Origin of the sequence: Massilia sp. CT11-137, from assembly GCF_047302885.1 — a bacterium.
Classification (GTDB): domain Bacteria; phylum Pseudomonadota; class Gammaproteobacteria; order Burkholderiales; family Burkholderiaceae_D; genus Telluria; species Telluria orientalis.
Genome location: NZ_JBKYMP010000002.1, coordinates 2,402,022 through 2,422,335, shown reverse-complemented (window position 1 = coordinate 2,422,335; position 20,314 = coordinate 2,402,022). Strand labels below are relative to the sequence as shown.

The 20,314-nt window shown below is 70.6% G+C and carries 15 protein-coding genes; 11 read left to right on the top strand and 4 right to left on the bottom strand.

The features are described from left to right. Positions 1-61: 61 nt before the first annotated feature. The gene (locus tag ACEN98_RS27520) at positions 62-2,599 is read left to right on the top strand and encodes an EAL domain-containing protein (RefSeq protein WP_413388069.1); all 2,538 of its coding nucleotides are present in this window, start codon (positions 62-64) and stop codon (positions 2,597-2,599) included. Here the strand turns inward: ACEN98_RS27520 and ACEN98_RS27515 are convergent. Both ACEN98_RS27515 and ACEN98_RS27510 read right to left on the bottom strand, forming a co-directional pair. After that, positions 2,588-3,478, bottom strand: coding sequence for an SDR family NAD(P)-dependent oxidoreductase (locus ACEN98_RS27515; RefSeq protein WP_413388068.1), 891 nt, complete (start codon positions 3,476-3,478; stop codon positions 2,588-2,590). The two genes, ACEN98_RS27520 and ACEN98_RS27515, sit on opposite strands and share 12 nt — an antisense overlap. A gap of 125 nt (positions 3,479-3,603) precedes the next feature. Next, on the bottom strand, positions 3,604-6,312 hold the full coding sequence (locus ACEN98_RS27510; RefSeq protein WP_413388067.1) for a glycosyl hydrolase 115 family protein: 2,709 nt from the start codon (positions 6,310-6,312) through the stop codon (positions 3,604-3,606). 154 nt (positions 6,313-6,466) lie between these two features. Here ACEN98_RS27510 and galB point away from each other — a divergent pair, with 154 nt between their 5' ends. The 10 genes from galB to ACEN98_RS27460 all read left to right on the top strand — a co-directional run bounded on the left by galB (position 6,467) and on the right by ACEN98_RS27460 (position 18,741). Then, entirely contained in the window at positions 6,467-9,241 is a 2,775-nt protein-coding gene (gene galB / locus ACEN98_RS27505; protein WP_413388066.1) for a beta-galactosidase GalB, read from the top strand. 104 nt (positions 9,242-9,345) lie between these two features. Further along, complete coding sequence (locus ACEN98_RS27500; protein ID WP_413388065.1) at positions 9,346-10,347, top strand: SDR family oxidoreductase; 1,002 nt, start codon at positions 9,346-9,348, stop codon at positions 10,345-10,347. A 20-nt stretch (positions 10,348-10,367) separates the two neighbouring features. Continuing rightward, complete coding sequence (locus tag ACEN98_RS27495; RefSeq protein WP_413388064.1) at positions 10,368-12,155, top strand: thiamine pyrophosphate-requiring protein; 1,788 nt, start codon at positions 10,368-10,370, stop codon at positions 12,153-12,155. A 95-nt stretch (positions 12,156-12,250) separates the two neighbouring features. Next, on the top strand, positions 12,251-13,051 hold the full coding sequence (locus tag ACEN98_RS27490; protein WP_413389102.1) for a hypothetical protein: 801 nt from the start codon (positions 12,251-12,253) through the stop codon (positions 13,049-13,051). Then, positions 13,048-13,659, top strand: coding sequence for a gluconate 2-dehydrogenase subunit 3 family protein (locus ACEN98_RS27485; protein ID WP_413388063.1), 612 nt, complete (start codon positions 13,048-13,050; stop codon positions 13,657-13,659). Before ACEN98_RS27490 ends, ACEN98_RS27485 begins: the two co-directional genes overlap by 4 nt. Next, positions 13,656-15,284: a GMC family oxidoreductase gene (locus ACEN98_RS27480; RefSeq protein WP_413388062.1), complete on the top strand. Its 1,629-nt coding sequence runs from the start codon at positions 13,656-13,658 to the stop codon at positions 15,282-15,284. The genes ACEN98_RS27485 and ACEN98_RS27480 overlap by 4 nt, the downstream gene beginning before the upstream one ends. Before the next feature lie 12 nt (positions 15,285-15,296). Next, on the top strand, positions 15,297-16,454 hold the full coding sequence (locus ACEN98_RS27475) for an L-lactate dehydrogenase (protein WP_413388061.1): 1,158 nt from the start codon (positions 15,297-15,299) through the stop codon (positions 16,452-16,454). Beyond that, a complete protein-coding gene (locus tag ACEN98_RS27470; protein ID WP_413388060.1) occupies positions 16,455-17,699 on the top strand; it encodes a family 1 glycosylhydrolase in 1,245 nt (414 codons plus the stop codon). Between the two features lie 94 nt (positions 17,700-17,793). Continuing rightward, positions 17,794-17,871, top strand: a complete 78-nt coding sequence (locus ACEN98_RS27465) for a PEP-CTERM sorting domain-containing protein (protein ID WP_413389101.1) — start codon at positions 17,794-17,796, stop codon at positions 17,869-17,871. A gap of 75 nt (positions 17,872-17,946) precedes the next feature. Continuing rightward, positions 17,947-18,741, top strand: coding sequence for a YdcF family protein (locus ACEN98_RS27460; RefSeq protein WP_413388059.1), 795 nt, complete (start codon positions 17,947-17,949; stop codon positions 18,739-18,741). 1 nt (position 18,742) lies between these two features. Here the strand turns inward: ACEN98_RS27460 and ACEN98_RS27455 are convergent, their stop codons facing one another. Both ACEN98_RS27455 and ACEN98_RS27450 read right to left on the bottom strand, forming a co-directional pair. Beyond that, positions 18,743-19,894, bottom strand: a complete 1,152-nt coding sequence (locus ACEN98_RS27455; RefSeq protein WP_413388058.1) for a diguanylate cyclase — start codon at positions 19,892-19,894, stop codon at positions 18,743-18,745. A 93-nt stretch (positions 19,895-19,987) separates the two neighbouring features. Then, positions 19,988-20,314, bottom strand: a complete 327-nt coding sequence (locus ACEN98_RS27450; RefSeq protein WP_413388057.1) for a cytochrome C oxidase subunit IV family protein — start codon at positions 20,312-20,314, stop codon at positions 19,988-19,990.

Sequence of the window (20,314 nt, the reverse complement as noted above, 5' to 3'; positions counted from 1 at the left end):
TCGCCCCCCGGCGGACGTCCGCCGGTTTATACTTGGGCTCGACATCAATGTATTGACGAACGTGCCCACTCCGACCCCTACCCCGCGCGACACGCGGCCGCTCGCGGCGGCGGCCATGCTGATCGTCGCGCTCACGGTGACGCTCGCCGGCCTGTTGGTGTCGAGCTACCACGACACGATCGAACGCGAGCAGACGAATCTGCGCAACCTGGCGGAAGCCTTCGCCGCCCAGACCCATTACGCCACGCTCGCGCTGGACCTGGCCCTCGCGCGCGCGGCGGAGCACGCGCCGCACGACGGCTCGGACACGGCGGCCGCCTTGCCCGGCGGCGCGCCCGAAGCCATTCCGGCGCGCGTGCGCAGGCTCGGGCCGGACGCGCCGCGCCGCCCGCTGCCTTCCGGCGCGCCGAAGATCGGCATCGCGCTGCCGCCGGACGGCGGTCCCGCCACGATCACCCTGGCGCGGGTGCTGCCCACCGGCCCGGCCGTCATCGAGGTGGACGCCGCCTACTTCCAGCGCATCTTCGATCCCGCCGACCTCGGACACGGCGGCTCCGTCACCCTGCACCAGCGCGACGGCACGATGCTCGTGCGCAGCCCGACGCTTCCCAGGGCCATCGGCCACTCCTTCATCCACACGCCGCTGTTCCAGACGCACCTGCCGCGCGCGGCCGTCGGCGCGTTCGAGGCGACGAGCCCCATCGACGGCGTGAGCCGCCTGTACGGCTACAGCGCCGTCGCCGGCTACCCCCTGCTGATCGTCACGGGTCGCGACCTGTCCGACACGCTGGCCGTGTGGCGCGGCTGGCTGTGGATCGCCGTGCTGGCCTGGGCGCTGCTGTCGGTCACGCTGGCCGCGCTGGCCTGGCGCATGAGCCGCGAGGCGGCGCGCCAGGCCGCGCTGATCGCCCGCCTGCAGGCCAGCGAGCGCCGGCTCGCGGACGGTGCGCGCTACCTGAAGACCATCCTCGATTCGCTCGCCACGCCGCTGTGGGTGCTCGATGCGAAACGGCGCATCGTGCTGTTCAACCGCGCCTTCCTGCAGTTCACGGGCCGGAACGAGGACGCGGTGACGGGACGGCTCGAAACGGAAGTGCTCGACCCGGCCGGCGCCGATGCGCGCGCCCGGCTGTATGCGGACAGCGCGGCCGACGGCGTGCATGCGCTGGAGGCGGAAATCCGCGACGGCAGCGGCGCCACCCGCACCGCGATCCAGCTCGCCGCGCAGCTCGGGAGCGAAGGCGGCGCCGTCCAGATCGTCAACAGCCTCACCGACATCACGGAACGCAAGCAGGTCGAACTGCGCCTTGCCTACCTGGCCGACCACGACCCGCTGACCGGTTTGCCGAACCTGAACCAACTGCGCCGCGTGCTGGCGGACGCGCTGCGGGGCGAACAGGTCGTCCTCCTGCTGATCGCGCTGGAACGCCAGCAGGAAGTGGCGGACCTGCTCGGCATCGAGGCGGGCGACGACGCCGTGCGCCAGGTCGCCGCGCGGCTCGACGGGCTGGCGCCCGCGGCCCTGTGCGTGGCGCGCGTGAAGACCAACGAATTCGCGGTGGTGCTGCCGGCGGGGCCGGGCCACCGCCCCGTCGACGCCGTCGCGCTCGAACTGCACGCGCTGCTGGCCGAACCCGTGCGCGTGGGCGGGCGCGAGTTCCACCTGGCGCCCGTGATCGGCATCGCGACGTATCCGCAGGACGCCGCGTCCGCCAACGAGTTGATGCGCCTGGCCGACATCGCCAAGCACCGCGCCCGCAGCGACGCGGGCGAGCCCGTACATTTCCACTCCGAGTCCACGCACCTCCAGCTGGACGAGCGGCTCACCATCGAGGAACAGCTGCGGTACGCGCTGGCGCGCGGCGAGCTGACGCCGCACTACCAGCCGAAGGTGGACATCGCGACGGGACAGGTGACCGGGTTCGAGGTGCTGCTGCGCTGGAACAGCCCCGTGCTCGGCCCCGTGTCGCCGGCGCGCTTCATCCCGATCGCCGAGCAAACGGGCCTGATCGTGCCGATCGGGACATGGGTGCTGCGCACCGCGTGCGCGCAGGCGAGCCGCTGGGCGCGCGAACACGGCATCGCCACCCGCGTCGCCGTGAACCTGTCGATCCGCCAGTTCTACCAGAAAGATCTATTGAAGGTGATCGCCGATGCGCTGGCCGACGCGGGCCTGCCGCCGCAAGCGCTCGAACTGGAGATCACGGAAAGCATCGCGATGAGCCGCGTGGACGTCGTCGAGCGCCTGCTGGGCGGCATCCGCGACCTCGGCGTGGAACTCTCGATCGACGATTTCGGCACCGGCTATTCGAGCCTGGCCTACCTGAAGCGCTTCCCCGTGCAGCGCCTGAAAATCGACCGGGCGTTCGTGCGCGACCTCGGGCGCGACGCCGACAGCGCGGCCATCGTCCGCTCCGTCGTCGCGCTGGGCCACGGCCTCTCGATGCGCATCGTGGCCGAAGGCGTGGAGACCGAGGAGCAGCTGGCGCTGCTGCGCGCGCTCGGCTGCGACGAATACCAGGGCTATCTGTTCGCGCGACCGATGGACGCATCCGCCGTGCCGGCCCTGCTCGGCCGCCCCGTCACGTCAGGCGCGTGAACGCACGGCCCTGCGCGGACGGACGCCGGCCGGCGGCAACGGGTGCGCGGGACGCGCCGGCGCGGGGACGTCGGCCGACGCGGCCAGGTCCGCCCACGCATCGAACCCCACTTTCAGCACGCGCAGGCGGTCGTACGCACGCTGCAACGCCGCCCGTCCCAGCACGAGACGCAGCGGACCGCGGCCGGCGGCGACGGCCTGCATGATGGCCTGGGCGCCGCGCGCGGTGTCGACCTGGGCGGCGCCCCGGCCCAGTGCCGTGCGGCTCGCCATGCCATCGTAGTCGGCAATGCCGGCCAAGCGCGGGACGGCGCCTTCCGCGTCGTCGCCGCTGCCCGGATCGACGAGCGTGACGCCGATGCCGAGCGGTTCCACTTCATAGAACAGCGCCTCCGCCAGTGCTTCCAGCGCGGAGCGCGCGGCATGGCTGAAGCCTTCGAACGCGGGCGCCTGCACGGACGCGCGGGCCAGCATCACGATGTGGCCGGCACGGCGCGCGCGCATGCCGGGCAGCACACGGCGCGCGAGGTTGATCGGGCCGAACACGTTTTCCTCGAACAGGGCGCGCATGGCGCCCTCCTCGCCTTCCTCGATCGCGCCCGGATAACGCTGGGCGGCGCTCGTCGCCAGCACGTCGATGCGCCCGAACCGCCGCTCGGCGGCGACGACGGCCGTGTCGACGCTGGCGGCATCCGTCACGTCCAGCGCGAGCGCCAGCGCGCGGTCCGGATGGCGGTCGACGAGGGCCTGCAGCTGCGCCGGCGCGCGCGCCGCGAGGACGGCATGCTGGCCGGACGCCAGCACGGCCTCCGCCAGCGCGGCGGCGAGGCCGGTGGTGGCGTCGGCGATGAACCAGACGGGTTGCGTGGATTGCGACATCGTTCCTCCTTGCTGCGTGCGGAGTGCCAGACTTTAGGCACTCCAGGAGGATGATTCTAGATGCTGGACGGGTACGATTGAATAGGCGATTTTCCGAAAGTCTTGCCTAAAATTCCAAGCAACATTCAATCCAGCGGCGGCATGCCGTAGTAATCCGGCGCGCCGTCCGGCACGACGTCGATCCGGTCCAGCACGACGCCGGGGTCGAGCGCGTGCACCGCCAGCGTATGCATGCCGGGCGCCAGGCGCCCCACGCGCCACGCGCGCACCGCCATGTTGGACAGCACGTCTTCCTTCCATTGCTCGCTGCGGCCGACGGTCGTGATGTCGACCACTTCCGGCGCGCCGCCGTCGAGGCTCACGGCGAAGCGCACGCGGTGCGCCGCCGTCAGCGGATGCTCGGGCACGGCGACGAGCCTGATCTGCATGTCGCCGGCGTCCGCCGTCGCGAATCGATACACCAGTGGCGCGCTGGCCGCGAGATCGCCGACCGCGCGCGACGGCAGGTCGAGCCGCGCGCGCATCGCGCCGCCGGACGTGCCGAGGCCCGGCTGCGGCGTCCAGTCGCGCGTGGCCGCGGCGCTGCCGGCGCGCAGCACGACGATGCCGCCTTCCCCGAAGCGCACGTTCACGGCCTGCTCTCCGCATTGCAACGACAGGGCCGGGTCGGCGCCGCCGTCGTAGCGCAGCGTAATGCGCTGCTCGTGGCCGTGCGCGCCATCCAGCGTACCGCCATTCGGATCCGCCTGCACGGCGCGGGCGCCGGCCCGCACGGACCAGCGCGCGTCCTGTCCGCCGTAGCTCACCAGCGTCACGGTGCGCGTGGCGGGCTGGCCGCGGCGCAGCACGAGCCGGTCGCCGTCGACGGCAAACGGTGCCGGGTAGACGATGCCGCAGCCGCGCCGGGCCGATACGCTCCACGTCGGATACTCGGGCTCCGCGAACACGGGCAGGCGGCGCGGCGCGATGTCCATGATGCCGCGCCACTTGCCGCCCGCGAGGCCGTTGTACGCGGCCGCGTCGGCGACGAGCGCCGCGTGCGCCGCCTTTGCCTGGCGCGCATACAGGTTGCTGGACGGCCGCTGCTGGCGCGCGTATTCCGCCGCGAGGTCCAGTTTCAGTATGCGCGTGTTCAGGTTCGCGCTCGACCGCACCGGGTACAACACCAGTTCGAAGTACGCGTCGCGCAGCGGCGCCGGGATGCGCGCGGCCAGCGCTTCGGCCCGCGCCGTCAGCGCGCGGTAGTCCGCGAGCCGCCGCTCCGCTTCGTCGCCGCCCGTGCGCACATAGGCCGTGGTGCGCACGGGACGCGTGGGTTCCGTCTGGCTCCAGCCCATGAATTCGGGACGGCGTTCCCACGCGAGGCGGTAGTACTCGCGCAGGATGGCCGCCGCTTCCGCGGCGTGAACGCGTCCGAACTGCGCGGCGGCCCACGCCTCCAGGTGGCGCGCGGGATCCCGCTGCAGGACGTCGGCGTCGAACGCGGCATCGAGGAAGTACTGCGTGAGGTATTCGGCCGGCTTGATGTCGCCCACGTTCAGCACCCACAGGCGGCGCGCACCGGTCGCCCACGCGCGCTCCAGCTGGTCGCGGATCAGGGATGGATGCGTCGTGGCCAGCCACAGGTAGTCGTGCGGCCGGCCCCAGTACGACACGTGGTAATAGATGCCCTGCCCGCCCGCCCGCCGGCCCTCCCTGTCCGTGCCCAGTTGCGCGAGATAGCCGTAGTTATCGTCCGGCCACACGAGCGTCACGTCGTCGGGCACGGCGAGGCCGAGGTTCCAGTAATCCAGCACTTCCTTGTACATCGTGAAGGCTTGCGGGATGCGCGCGGGCGGCTTGCCCTGCGCTTCGCCCAGCATCGCGCGCTGGACCTTGAACACGTCCTGCAACGTGTCGCGCGCCTGTTCGGGACTGGCCGCGCCCTCCATCGCGGAATCGTGCACGCCGCGCAGGCCCAGCGACGTCATCGTCTCCATGCCTTTGACTTCGTCGATGCGCGTGCGCCAGTAGTCGACGAGGCGGTCGCGGTTGCGGAACCAGTCGAACGGGCCGCCGTTCCATTCGCGCACGTTATTGCGCATCATCGGCTCCGCATGCGACGTGCCGACGATGATCGCGTAATCGTCGGCCGTCCGTGCATTGCCCGCGACCTCGTAGAACGGCCGCGTCGATTCGTGCATCGCGGGCCACACGAGGTTCGCCTTCAGGCGCCACAGCAGCTCGAACACGCGCGCGTACGTCGCCGGACCGATGTCGTGCGCCGGATCGAACGTTTTGGCCGCCCACGGCTGCAGCCCCCAGTCCTCGTCGTTGATGAAGATGCCGCGGTACGCCACCGCCGGCGCGTGCGACAGACGCGGCGCGCCGTCGACGGCCGGGCGGTCCAGGTGCGCCGGCGCGACGTCGGCCCACCATTCCCACGCCGAAACGCCCAGCTCGCGCGACAGGTCGACGACGCCGTACACCGCGCCGCGCCGGTCCGATCCCGCCACCAGCAGCAGCGCGCGGCCGCCCGCCTCGCCCGCCACGCGCAGGTAGCGCTCGGACTGGCCGGCCAGCGGCGCGAGGTCCGCGCCCAGCGCCCGCGCCGCCTCCTGCACGAGAGCCGAATCCGCCGTGCCCACGACGACGCAGCGGCGCGGACAATCCTGCAATCGCGTGGCCAGCGCCGGCGCCGTGCCGCTCACGCGTTCGAGGTCGCGCGCGAGCATGCCGGCGGCGAGCCGCATCGTGGGCTGGCCGGCGTGGACGATGGTGGTGTCGTTGAGCTCGAACGGCTGGGCGCGAACGAAGCTGGCGGTAAAAGTCAGGATGAGGGCGAGGCGGCGCATGGGCGGACATGGTAGTGCGGCGCCGCCGGCGAAACAATCAAAAAATTGATCATTTGCATTTGACCAGCCGGACCTTCACGCATACACTTCGAATGGTTGCGCTACCATTTTAAATGTTATAACAAGCTGCGCAGCTGCCTACCAGGAGGAGACTGTGCAACACACGCATCGCAAGGCCGCACGCCGGCTCGTATCCACGCTCGGCATCACCCTTGCCGCCACCCTGCTTCCCGCCATGTCGCCGCTCGCCGTCCCGGCCCAGGCGGCCGAGCGCCTCGCGCCGCGCCAGCGCATCCTGCTGGACGATGGCTGGCGTTTCCACGCCGGCGACCCGGACGGCGGCTCCGCGCCGTACCTGTACGACGTCCGGCCGGAAGTGACCGCGTCGGCGGACGGCAAGGTGGCCGACGCCCGGCCCGAGGAAGCGGCCCGCGTCGCGCACGCGGACACGCCCGTGCTGAAGCCCTGGATCCTCCCGAGCGGCAATGCATTCATCCGCGATCCGGCCCGCCGCTACCGGCGTCCGGCAACGGAACCGGCCGTCGACGCACCGTTCGCCAAACTGGCATTCGACGACAGCGGCTGGCGCCCCATCACCCTGCCGCACGACTGGGCCATCGAAGGCCCGTTCCTGACGACGGGCCCGTATGGCGGCATGGGCCGCCTCAAGACGTGGGGTCCGGCCTGGTACCGGCGCAAACTGGACATTCCCGCCGCCGACCGCGGCAAGAAGATCTTCCTCGACGTCGACGGCGCCATGTCGTACGCGAGCGTGTGGGTCAACGGCCACCTCGCGGGCGGCTGGCCCTATGGCTACAACTCGTTCCGCATCGACCTGACGCCGTGGCTGCGGCCGGGCGGCGCGAACCAGCTCGCGATCCGGCTCGACAACCCGCCCGAATCGGCGCGCTGGTATCCGGGCGCGGGCCTGTACCGCAACGTCTGGCTGACGAAGACGGCGCCCGTGCACGTGGGCCAGTGGGGCGTGACCGTGACGACGCCGGACGTGTCGGCCGAAGCGGCGCGCGTCGCGTGGCGGGTGGCGCTCGACAACGAGGGCGCCGCATCGGTCGACGCCACGGTGACGACGGAGCTGTACGCATTGGACGAACGCGGACGCATCGCGGGCAAGCCAGTGGCGACCGCCGTAGCGGCACCGACGACCATCGCCGCCGGCACGAGCGGCAGCGTCAGCGGCTCGACGACCGTGAGCAAGCCGCGCCTGTGGGGCCCGCCGCCCACGCAGGTGCCGCACCGCTACGCGCTGGTGGCGACCGTGCGCCAGGACGGCCGTGTCGTCGACCGCACCGAGACACCGTTCGGCATCCGCACCGTGCGCTTCGATCCGAACCGGGGACTCCTCGTCAACGGCGAGCACATCCCCTTGCGCGGCGTGAACAACCACCACGATCTGGGCGCGCTGGGCGCCGCGTTCAACGTGCGCGCGGCCGAGCGCCAGCTGGAGATCATGCGCGCGATGGGCGCCAACGCCGTCCGCCTGAGCCACAATCCGCCCGACCCGCAGTTGCTGGACCTGGCGGACCGCATGGGCTTCCTCGTGATGGACGAAGTGTTCGATTCGTGGGAGCGCAAGAAGACGCCGCTGGACTTCCACCTGGTCTTCCCCGACTGGCACGAGCAGGACCTGCGCGCGATGATCCGGCGCGACCGCAACCACCCGTCCATCATCATCTGGAGCATCGGCAACGAGGTCGGCGAGCAGTACACCGACAAGGCCGGCGCCGCCGTGGCGCACGAGTTGCACCGGATCGCCCGCGAGGAAGATCCGACCCGGCCGACGACGACCGCGATGAACTACGCCAAGTCCGACATGCCGCTGCCCGCGGAGGTCGACGTCATCGGCCTGAATTACCAGGGCGAAGGCATCCGCCAGGATCCGGAATTCGAAGGGACCGACCGGATCCGCACGCCGCCGCAGTACCCGCTGTTCCATGCGACATTCCCGAACAAGATGATCCTCAGCACCGAATCCGCGTCGGCCTTCAGCAGCCGCGGCGTCTATTTGTTCCCGGTGCATCCGTCGAACAGCTCGATCGTCCGCGACGGCCGGGGCGGCGACTCGCACAGCCAGCAGGTCAGCGGCTACGAGCTGTACGCCGTCGATTTCGGCGCGTCCGCCGACAAGGTGTTCGCGCAGCTCGACCGCAACCCGTACGTGGCCGGCGAATTCGTCTGGACCGGTTTCGACTACCTGGGCGAGCCGACGCCCTATTACGGCGCGCGCAGCTCGTATTCCGGCATCGTCGACCTGGCCGGCTTCCCGAAGGACCGCTATTACCTGTACCAGTCGCGCTGGCGCCCGGACCTGCCGATGGTCCACGTGCTGCCGCACTGGACGTGGCCGGAGCGCGTGGGCCAGGTCACGCCCGTGCACGTGTTCACGTCGGGCGACGAGGCCGAGCTGTTCGTCAACGGCAAGTCGCAGGGCCGCCAGAAGAAGGCGCCGTACGCCTACCGCCTGCGCTGGGATGCCGTGAAGTACGAGCCGGGCGAGATCACGGTCGTCGCGTACAAGAACGGCAAGGAATGGGCGAAGGAAACCGTCAGGACGGCCGGCGCTCCCGCCGCGCTGCAGGCGCAGGCCGACCGCACGGCGCTCGCCAGCGACGGGCGCGATCTCGCCTTCGTCACCGTGCGCATCGTCGACAAGGATGGGCTGCCCGCGCCGCGCGCGCACGACCGCGTGCGCTTCACCGTCGAGGGACCGGCGGACCTCGTCGCCACCGACAACGGCGATGCGACGAGCTTCGAATCGTTCCAGGCGAAGGACAGGGCCGCGTTCAACGGCCTCGTGCTGGGCATCGTGCGGACCCGGGCGGGTGCCGGCGGCACGATCACCGTGCGCGCGGACGGTGCCGGGCTGAAGGGTGCTGTCGTGACGTTGCGCAGCCGTCCGGCAACCCCGTAGAACGTGCATTTGTTCAAGAACTTTTTCACAAACATAACGTGACGAGGCTCATCGACGGTTGGTGCTAAGCTTGCCCTGCATCGCACCATCGGAGGGCCTCGGTTATGCCGGAAGCACGCCACGAAGTCGTCGTCGTCACGGGTGCCAGCGCGGGGATCGGCCGCGCCGCGGTACAGCAATTCGCCCGCGCCGGCGCACGCATCGCGCTGATCGCGCGCGACCCGGAACGCCTGGAAGCGGCGCGTGCGGAAGCCGAACGGCTCGGCTCGCCGCAAGCGATCGCGATCTCCGCCGACATGGCGGACCACGCCCAGGTCGAGGCCGCCGCCCAACGGGCCGAGACCGAACTGGGCCCCATCGACATCTGGATCAACAATGCGATGGCGACCGTGTTCGCGCCGTTCGCAGATATTTCTCCGGAAGACTTTCGCCGCGTCACCGACGTCACCTACCACGGCTTCGTGTGGGGCACGATGGCCGCGCTGAAACGCATGCGGCCCCGCAACCGGGGCACCATCGTGCAGGTCAGCTCGGCGCTCGCGTACCGCTCGATCCCGCTGCAATCGCCCTACTGCGGCGCCAAGCACGCGATCAAGGGTTTTACCCAATCCATCCGCACGGAACTCGAGCATGAACGGAGCGACATCCACGTCGCCGTGGTCGACATGCCGGGCGTGAACACGCCGCAGTTCGAGTGGTGCAAGACCACGTTGACGCACCATCCGAAGCCGATCGGCACGTATTACCAGCCCGAGGTCGCCGCGCGCGCCATCTACTGGGCGGCCCATGCGCGCCGGGCCGAGATCTGCGTCGGCGCGCCGACCTTGTCCACCGTGATGGCCGAGAAATTCGTCCCGCGCCTGCTCGACCGGTACCTGGCCCGCAAGGGCGTGGCGGGCCAGCAGGGCCCGCGGCCCATCCCGGCCGACCGGCCGAACAACCTGTGGCGGCCCGTGCCCGGACCGTATGCCGCGCACGGCACCTTCGACGACGGCGCGAGCACGCGCAGCATGCAGCTGTGGGCGACGACGCACCGCGCGTGGCTGCTGGCCGGCATCGGCGCCGCCGGCGTGGCACTGGGCCTGAGGCAGCTGCGCAGACACTGAACACTTAACGAGGACACGACATGAGCAAATCCGTAGGCGACTTCTTCGTCGAACGCCTGTACGAATGGGGCGTCCGTACCATCTTCGGCTATCCCGGCGACGGCATCAACGGCGTGCTGGGCGCGCTGGACCGCGCGCAAGGCAAGATCCAGTTCATCCAGGTGCGGCACGAGGAAATGGCCGCGTTCATGGCCGCCGCGCACGCCAAGTTCACGGGCGAGCCGGGCGTGTGCCTGTCGACGGGCGGCCCCGGCGCGGCCCACCTCGTGACGGGCCTGTACGACGCCAAGTGCGACCACGTGCCGGTACTCGCCATCTGCGGCCAGGCGCCGACGACGGCGCGCGGCGCGCACTACCAGCAGGAGCTGAACCTGGACCGCCTGTTCCAGGACGTGGCGGATTACGTGTACGAGGCGAGCCAGCCGTCGCAGGTGCGCCACCTGCTCGACCGCGCCATGCGCACGGCGCTGGGCCGCAACGGCGTCAGCGTCCTCGTGCTGCCGAACGACCTGCAGGAAAAGCCGTACGAAGACCCGCCGCGCAAGCACGGCTCGGTGTTCTCCGGCATCGGCTACACGAAGCCGCGCGTCGTTCCGTACGAGGCCGATCTCGTACGCGCGGCCGACGTGCTGAACGCGGGCAGCAAGGTCGCGATCCTCGTCGGCGCCGGCGCGCTGCGGGCGACCGACGAAGTCATCGCCGTGGCCGAGCGCCTGAAGGCCGGCTGCGCCAAGGCCCTGCTGGGCAAGGCCGCCCTGCCCGATCACCTGCCGTGGGTGACGGGCTCCATCGGCATCCTCGGCACGAAGGCCAGCTGGGAGATGATGAACGACTGCGACACCCTGCTGCTGGTCGGCACGGGCTTTCCGTACGCGGAATTCCTGCCGAAGGAAGGCAAGGCGCGCGCGGTGCAGATCGACATCGACCCAACGATGCTGAGCATACGCTTCCCGGCCGAGGTCAACCTGCACGGCGACAGCGCCGAAACGCTGCGTTTGCTGCTGCCGCTGCTGAAGGACAAGACCGACACCGACTGGCGCGCGAAGATCGAACAGGAAGTGCGCGAATCGTACAAGACGCTGGAAGAACGGGCACTGGCATCCGCGAACCCGATCAACCCGCAGCGCGTGTGCTACGAGCTGTCGCCGCTGCTGGCGCGCGACGCGATCGTCACGAGCGATTCCGGCTCCTGCGCGAACTGGTATGCGCGCGACCTGAAGGTGCAGCGCGGCCAGATGTATTCGCTGTCCGGCGGCCTCGCGTCGATGGGCGCGGCCGTGCCGTATGCGATCGCCGCCAAGTTCGCGCACCCGGACCGCCCCGTGATCGCGCTCGTCGGCGACGGCGCCATGCAGATGAATAACATGGCGGAGCTGATCACCGTGGCCAAGTACTGGAAGCGGTGGAAGGACCCGCGCTGGATCGTGTGCGTCTTCAACAACCAGGACCTGAACCAGGTGACGTGGGAACAGCGCGTCATGGAAGGCAATCCGAAGTTCGAGGCGACGCAGCAGATCCCCGACGTCCCGTACCACCGCTTCGGCGAATTGATCGGGCTGAAAGGCATCTTCTGCAACGATCCCGACCAGGTGGGCGAAGCGTGGCGCGAGGCGCTGGCGGCCGACCGTCCCGTCGTCCTCGAATTCAAGACGGACCCGGAAGTGCCGCCGCTGCCCTCGCACATCACGCTGGAGCAGGCCAGGCACTTCATGACGACGATCGCCAAGGGCGACCCGAGCGAAGGCTCGATGCTGGCCGGCGTGGCGAAGCAGGTGCTCAGCACCCTCCTCCCCGGAGACAGGAGGTGAACACGGTGGCGCCCGCCCGCGCGCGCCCCACGGCGCGTGCGCTCGGCGCCGCCACCCTCGGCCTGGCGCTGGGCGCTTTGTTGCTGCGACGGCGACTGCCCGCGCCCCCGCCGCCCGCACCTGACCGGACCGCCGACCGCTTGTACCAGGCCGCCGCGCTGCTGGCCGCGTCCGTGCTGAGCGACAGCGCGCTGGAACACTACCGGGGCGGCTTCGAGAACCCCGGCATGTTCGCGCCGCTCGCCAGCGCGGCCGTCGTGCTGGGCTGTGCGCTGCGCGCGAAGCCCTCGTCCGCACCGTATGCGACCGCCTGCGCCGTCGGCACGGCGGGTCTCGGCTTCCACGCGTACAACGTGCTGCGCCGGCCCGGCGGCCTGTCGTGGGCGAATCTGTTCTATGCGGCGCCCCTCGGCGCGCCCGCCGCGCTCACGCTGGCCGGCGTGCTGGGCCTCGCCGCCCGTCCCGTCGCCGCCGGCGCGCCGACGCTCGCCGGCCTGCCGTCCGGACGCGCGCTGTGCGGCCTGGCCGCATTCGGCCTCACCGGCACGAGCGCGGAAGCGGCGCTGCTGCACTTCCGGGGCGCGTTCCAGCATCCCGCCATGTGGCTGCCCGTCAGCGTGCCGCCCGCGGCGGCCGTGCTGCTGGCCGGCGCGGCGCTGCCCGGCCGGCCAGGCCCGCGCCGCTTGACGGACGCGCTGCTGAAGGCGTGCACGTGGCTGGGCGCGCTGGGGATGGCCTTCCACGCCCGCGGCATCGCAAGGCAGATGGGCGGCTGGCGCAACTGGAGCCAGAACCTGCTTGCCGGCCCGCCGCTGCCGGCGCCGCCCAGCTTTTCCGCGCTCGCACTCGCCGGCCGCGCCGCGCTGGCGCTGCGTGCGGCGCAGGAGCGGCCATGAACGAGGACGCTCCCACGCCGCGCTTTCCCGGCTACGACGTGCTGGCCAGGTGGGACAGCCCGTCGTTCGACGGCATCACCCGTAACACGCTCGCGGCCCGGCTGGACGACGTGCCGCCGCGGCGCTGGCTGACGCAGGACGAGTGGGACCTGCTGGATGCGATCAACGCGCGCCTGCTGCCCCAGCCCGACCGCGCGCAACCGATCCCGATCACGCCGTGGATCGACGCCATGCTGCACGACGACCGCGGCGAGGGCTACCGCCATCCGGACATGCCCCCGCTGCGCGCCGCCTGGCGCGAGGGCCTGGCCGCCGTCGACGACGAGGCGCGCCGGCTGCACGACCGGCCGTTCGTCCGGCTCGATGCGGACGCGCAGGACGCGCTCCTGCATGCCCTCGAAGGCGGCCGCGCCATGTCTCCCCGCTGGCAGGGTCTCGACGCGCGGCGCTTCTTCATCCATCACCTGCTCAAGACGGCGGCCGGCTTCTATTACGCGCATCCCCTCGCCTGGAACGAGATCGGCTTCGGCGGGCCGGCGAACCCCCGCGGGTACGTGCGCCTCGGGTTCGACAGCCGCGACCCGTGGGAAGCGAAGGAGGCGCGGTGACCGCGTCACGGACAGGCGGCGGCCGCGCACCCGACGTGTTCGAGCGCGGAGGCTGGGTGACGATGCGCGAATACGGCGACGACGAGGTGGTGGATTTCGCCATCGTCGGCGCCGGCGCGGGCGGCGCCACGCTCGCGTGCAAGCTGGCGGAAGCCGGCTTCTCCGTCGTCGTGCTGGAAGCGGGCCCGTTCTGGCGCCCGCTGGAGGATTTCGCGTCGGACGAGGAAGCGCAGCAACAGCTGTACTGGCTGGAAGAGCGCCTGTCCGGCGGCGCCGATGCGCTGGCCCTCGGCGGGAACAATTCCGGCTGGGGCGTGGGCGGGTCGACCGTCCACTTCAGCATGATCTCGCTGCGCTTCCGGCCCGAGTGGTTCCGCTCGCGCAGCCAACTGGGCTACGGCTTCGACTGGCCCATCACGTACGACGAACTGGCGCCCTATTACGACGAGGCGGAGCGGGCGCTGGCCGTGTCCGGACCGATCGACTATCCGTGGGGTCCGCCGCGCCGCCGCTACCCGTACCGCGAACACGAGATGAACGCGGCGGGCCTCGTGCTCGCGCGCGGCGCGGAAAAGATGGGCATCAGGTGGTCATCCGTGCCGCTGGCGACCGTGTCCGCACCGCGCGGCAAGTCGCCGCCGTGCGTGTACCGGGGCTTCTGCAACTTCGGCTGCGCGACGAATGCGAAGCAGAGCGCGCTGATCGTGTGGATCCCGCGCGCGCTGGCGGCGGGCGCGGAAGTGCGCGACCTCGCGATGGCCGGACGCATCGAACTGGGAGAAGACGGCCGCGCGGCGGGCGTGCACTATCGCCGCAACGACGCCTGGCGCTTCCAGCGCGCGCGCAACGTCGTCGTCTCGGGCTATGCGATCGAGACGCCGCGCCTGCTGCTGAATTCCGCGTGCGGCCGCTTCCCGCAAGGCCTCGCGAACGGCTCGGGCCTCGTCGGCACGCACCTGACGACGCACGCCGGCCCCGGCGTGTGGGCCCGCTTCGACGAAGCCATCCGCTGGTACAAGGGCCCGCCCAACATGGCCGTGTGCGAGCACTGGAATTACACGGACGCGGGCAAGGATTTCCATGGCGGCTATGCGTTCATGAGCCAGGGCCCGCTGCCGCGCGCGTGGGCCCAGCTGCTCGTGACGGAGCGGCATCTATGGGGCATGGCGCTGCGCCGCGAGATGGCGGACTACAACCACATGGCGGGCCTCGTCGCGGTCGCCGAGACGGAGCCGCGCGCGTGCAACCGCGTGGCGCTGGCGGATGTGCGCGACCGCCACGGCCTGCCCGTCGCGCACGTGACGTTCGAATATTCCGCCAACGACCGCCGCATGCAGGACCACGCGCGCCGCTTCATGGGCGAGATGCTGGCGGCGGCCGGCGGCAAGGACGCCTGGACGAGCGACGACACGAGCCACATCCTCGGCACGTGCCGGATGGGCAGCGACCGGGAGACGAGCGTCGTGGATGCGGACGGCCGCAGCTGGGACGTGCCGAACCTGTGGATCTGCGACGGCTCGCTGTTCCCGACGGCGGGCGGCGTGAACCCGTCGCTGACGATCCAGGCCCTCGCCTGCCGCATGGGCGCGCGCATCCGGGCGCTCGCGGCGCGCGGGGAATTGTAGGAAGGACCGGACATGAGCAAGGTAGCCAGCATCTTCGACCTCGAATGCCTCGCGCGGGAGCGCCTGCCCGGCGTCGTGTTCGACTACATCCACGGCGGCAGCGAACAGCAGCTGACCGTGCGGCGCAACCTGGACGACATGCGCGCGCTCGCGCTGCGCCAGCACAGCCTGCGCGACGTGTCGCACCGCGACACCGGCGTCACGATGGCGGGCGACCCCGCGCGCATCCCGCTTGCCCTCGGCCCGACGGGCCTCGCGGGCCTCACGTGGGCCAACGGCGAATGCGAGGCGGCGCGCGCGGCGGTGGACTTCGGCGTGCCGTTCTGCCTGTCGACGTGCTCCATCAATTCGATCGAGGACGTGGCGGAGGCGATCGACAAACCGTTCTGGTTCCAGCTGTACCTGATGAAGGACCACAAGGTCAACGAAAGCCTGATGCGCCGCGCCCACGATGCAAACTGCTCGGCGCTCGTGCTGACCATCGACCTGCACACGCAGGGCAAGCGCTGGGCCGACGAAAAGCACGGCCTCGCGGTGCCGCCGCGCCTGACGCCGGCGAACATCATGCAGATGGTGGGCCACCCGCGCTGGCTCGCGAACATGGCGGGCAGCAAGCGCCATACGTTCGGCAATTTCGAGCACGAGATCAAGGAGGCCGGCTCCATCGGCTCGCTGTCGAAGTGGATCGAGGAGCAGTTCGATCCTTCGTTCGACGTGAACACGGCGCGCTGGGTGCGCGAGAAATGGCAGAGGAAGCTGATCCTGAAAGGCGTGATGAACCCGGACGACGCGCGCACTGCCATCGACATCGACGCGGACGCCATCATCGTGTCGAACCACGGCGGGCGCCAGCTGGACGGCGCGCCGTCGTCGATCTCCGTGCTGCCGGAAATCGTCGATGCCGTGGGCGGCCGCATCGAAGTCCTGTTCGACGGCGGCATCCGCACGGGCGGCGACATCGTCAAGGCGATCGGCCTCGGCGCCCACGCCTGCCTGTCCGGGCGCGCGTGGCTGTACGGCCTGGCCGCGCGCGGGCGCGAAGGCGTCGCGTGCGCCCTCACCCTGCTGGAACAGGAACTGCAGGACTGCATGCTGCTCACGGGCCTCGACAACCTGCAGCGCATCGAGCCGGGCGTCGTCACCGCGCAGCCGCCGCTGGGGAGGCGCTGAATGCTGCCGTTCATGTTCGCCACCGGAATCGAGAACAGCGCGCCGACGATAGCCAATGGCCGCATCCGCCGCGACCAGATGGAAGAATGCGGCCACTACCGGCTGTGGCAGACGGACTTCGCGCTGGTGGCGCACCTGGGCGTCCGCACCCTGCGCTACGGCGTGCCGCTGCACCGCACGTGGCTGGGGCCGGACCGCTACGACTGGGCATTCGCGGACCAGGCGTTCGGGACACTCCAGCGGCTCGGCATCGACCCCGTCGCCGACCTGTGCCACTTCTGCGTGCCGGACTGGGTCGGCAACTTCCAGAACCCGGATTTCCCGGCGCTGTTCCAGGGCTATGCCCGGGCCTTCGCGACGCGCTATCCGTGGATCCGGCTGTACACGCCCGTCAACGAGATGTACGTGTGCGCGAAATTTTCCGCGCTGTTCGGGTGGTGGAACGAACAGGCACGCGATTTCCGGTCGTACGTGACGGCGCTGAAGCACCTGGCCCGCGCCAACGTGCTGGCGATGCACGAGATCGTGACGCTGCGCCCCGACGCCGTGTTCATCCAGAGCGAATCGAGCGAATACTTCCACGCGACGCATCCCGACGCCGTCGCGGAAGCCGAACGGCGCAACCGGCTGCGCTTCCTGTCGCTCGACTTCAACTACGGCCGCCCGCTCGAGCCGGTACAGCGCGAGTTCGTGCTGGCGCACGGCATGACGCCGGACGAATGCCGCTTCTTCGAAGACCACGCGCTGCGCGACCGCTGCATCCTCGGCACCGATTACTACATGACGAACGAACACGACGTCGAACCGGACGGCACGGCGCGCGATGCGGGCGAGACACTTGGGTACGCGATGATCGCGCAGGAATACGCACAGCGCTACGGCCTGCCGCTGATGCACACGGAGACGAACCTCGACCAGGGTCCGCACGGCGACGAAGCGCGCGAGTGGCTGCGCTGCCAGTGGGCACACGTGCGCGGCCTGATGCGGAGCGGCGTGCGGGTCGTCGGCTTCACGTGGTATTCGCTGACCGACCAGGTCGACTGGCACATCGAACTGCGCGAAGCCCGCGGCATCGTCAATCCGCGCGGGCTGTACGACCTGGACCGCCGCATCCGGCCCGTCGGGACGGCGTACCGCGACCTGATCGCGGCCTGGGATGGACGACTGTCCACAAACCTGACCGGCGACGCCGACGCTCATCGCCAGTCATGGACTTCCAACGACAAAAAGCCAGGGCACGAGTGATGACGGGCACATCACCGTCGGCAGCCCGTGGGCCGGTTTCCCGACGGCGGGCTACCGGACCGCGCGCTTCGTCGACGACGGCACCGGCAACCCGGTGCCGGAACCGGGCACGCTGGCGCTGCCGGGCCTCGGCCGCGCGGGTGCCACCGCCGCGCGCCGGCGCAAGACGTAGCCGCCGGTCACGGGCCGCTTGACGCGGCGGCCCGGCTGCGGTCTACTCCGGGCGCCACCACCACGCCCACGATCCATGACCTTTGCACCGCTGCTCGACATCGTCAACCTGATCCCGCGCGGCCTGATCCTGCCGCCCGCCAGCCTGTTCCTCGTCATCGTCATCGGCCTCGTGCTGTGGCGCCGCCGGCCGCGCGCCGGCCGCATCGTCGCCGGCACCGGGTTCGCGCTGCTGGCCTTCCTGTCGACGACGGGCGGCGCCACTCTCCTCGTCGCACCGCTGGAGCGGTTGACGGCCCCGCTGCAGGAACCCGAGCGCGCCGGCGCCCAGGCCATCGTCGTGCTGGCGGCCGGCCGCGTGCGGCATGCCCCCGAATACGGGGACCGCGACATCCCCGACTACATCGCCCTCGCGCGCCTGCGCTACGGGGCGCACCTGCAGCGCAAGACGGGACTGCCCATCCTCGTCAGCGGCGGCAACGGCGGCGTCGACAAGGGCAACTCCGGCGGCTCGGAAGCCGACAGCATGGCCGCCGCCCTGCGCGAAGATTTCGGCGTGCCGGTGAAGTGGCTCGAGGGCCGCTCCGGCGACACGGCGGAGAACGCGGCCTTCAGCGCCGCCATCCTGCGCGCGGACGGCATCCACCGGATCCTGCTCGTCACCGACGCGATGCACATGCCGCGCGCCAGCGCCGTGTTCGCGCGCGCCGGGCTGGACGTCGTCAGCGCGCCCACGATGTTCTTCGGCCGCCAGCCGCTGTCGATCCATGCCTGGGTGCCCAGCGCCGAGGGCATGCGCCGGTCGTGGTATGCGACGTACGAGTGGATCGGCCTCGCCTGGTACCGCGTGCGCGCGGCGGGCGGCCGCTGATTCACCGTCCGGCGAGCGTCGCGCACACCCTGTTGCGCCCGCCCCGCTTGGCGGCATACAGTTGCGCATCCGCGGCGCCGATCAGCGCTTCGGACGACGCGGGCAGCACCGGCGCCTGCGCGGGCACGGACGCGATGCCGAAGCTCGCCGTCGCCTTGACGGTTGCGCCGGGCGCGTCGGCGAAGGCCGCGCGGATGCGTTCCGCGAGCGTCTGCGCGCCCGCGAGGTCCGTCTGCGGCAGTACGAGCAGGAATTCCTCGCCGCCGTAGCGGACCACGCTGTCGACCGTGTCGCGCGTGAGCGACAGCAGCAGGCCGGCGAAATCCGCCAGCACCTGGTCGCCGGCCGCGTGGCCGTAGGTGTCGTTGATGCGCTTGAAATGGTCGAGATCGCACAGGACCACCGACAGCGGCGTGCCGTAGCGCCTCGTGCGCTCCAGCTCCGCGTTCAACAGGCCTTTTTGCAGGAAGCGGCGGTTGTAGCAGCCGGTCAGCGGATCGCGGTCGGCCAGCTGCTGCAGCTGGATCGACGCGCGGAACTGTTCGCGCTGGGCGACGTGGAAGCGGCGCGCGGCGATATAGCCGAGCGCATTGCCCATCACGAGCAGCAGTACGAGGGTCAAGAGATCGTCCGCCCGCAGATTGCCCTGGATGACCAGCAGCGCGGCGAACACGATGCTCGACCCGACGCCGATCGCCACCGCGTAGATGAAACGGTTGGGGATCGTGACGTAGACCGCCATCAGGATCAGCGCCTGCGACATCGCATTCCACGCCAGCACCTCCGGCTGGAACCAGCACACGACCATGAACACGGCCAGCGCGACGACGAGCAGCGTACACGCGGCCCGGATCGACACCCGCACCGACTGCGGGCGGCGGACGATGGCCGCGAAGCAGCCCAGGCCCACGAGCGCCACGACGATGCGCAGGCCCATGAGCATCCACGCGATCGCCGTGGCGCCGAGGGTGGCGAAGTCGGTGGCCGCGAACGCGACGTAGAACGCGGCCGCGAACAGCAGGCTGGCCTTCAGCTGGCGGTTCCGCTCGGGCAGGAAGTGGCGCGTGAAGCGTGACTCGCTGGCCCGGTCCGCGAATTCGGCACGGCGGTAGTCGATGGTCAGGCTGGGACGTTGGGGATCTTGGGGCAACACGGCGGGATTCGGTGGAAGCGGGGCGAATGGCGGCAACCAGTCATTTTAATTCAAGGTAACTAAATTTGCCATACGGAAATTTACTTACAACGCTTACCGGCTCCCCAACCGCGGCGCCACCGTCGCCGGCTGTTGCCACGGCGCCTTGAGTGCCGTGCGCGTCGTGTAATCCGTCAGCGCGAGCCCGAACAGCAGCGCGAGCGTGACGGCGCCCGCGACGGCCGCGAGCCGCAGCAGCGCGGGCGCGCGCTTCAGGCGCATGAACACGAACGCCACCAGCAATGCCTTCGCCAGCGCCACTGCGAGGCTGATCGCCGTGTTCAGCCAGCCCAGGCGCAGCAGCGCGCAGGTGGCCGTCGTGGCCAGCAGCGCCATCAGCGCGAGCCACGTGAACACGAGGGGGCGTACGGTCCGGTCCAC

Coding starts and splice junctions, on each gene's coding strand:
- ACEN98_RS27485 (WP_413388063.1), top strand. CDS start 13,048: ATGAACGAGGACGCTCCCACGCCGCGCTTTCCCGGCTACGACGTGCTG.
- ACEN98_RS27515 (WP_413388068.1), bottom strand. CDS start 3,478: ATGTCGCAATCCACGCAACCCGTCTGGTTCATCGCCGACGCCACCACC.
- ACEN98_RS27475 (WP_413388061.1), top strand. CDS start 15,297: ATGAGCAAGGTAGCCAGCATCTTCGACCTCGAATGCCTCGCGCGGGAG.
- ACEN98_RS27460 (WP_413388059.1), top strand. CDS start 17,947: ATGACCTTTGCACCGCTGCTCGACATCGTCAACCTGATCCCGCGCGGC.
- ACEN98_RS27500 (WP_413388065.1), top strand. CDS start 9,346: ATGCCGGAAGCACGCCACGAAGTCGTCGTCGTCACGGGTGCCAGCGCG.
- ACEN98_RS27470 (WP_413388060.1), top strand. CDS start 16,455: ATGCTGCCGTTCATGTTCGCCACCGGAATCGAGAACAGCGCGCCGACG.
- ACEN98_RS27510 (WP_413388067.1), bottom strand. CDS start 6,312: ATGCGCCGCCTCGCCCTCATCCTGACTTTTACCGCCAGCTTCGTTCGC.
- ACEN98_RS27495 (WP_413388064.1), top strand. CDS start 10,368: ATGAGCAAATCCGTAGGCGACTTCTTCGTCGAACGCCTGTACGAATGG.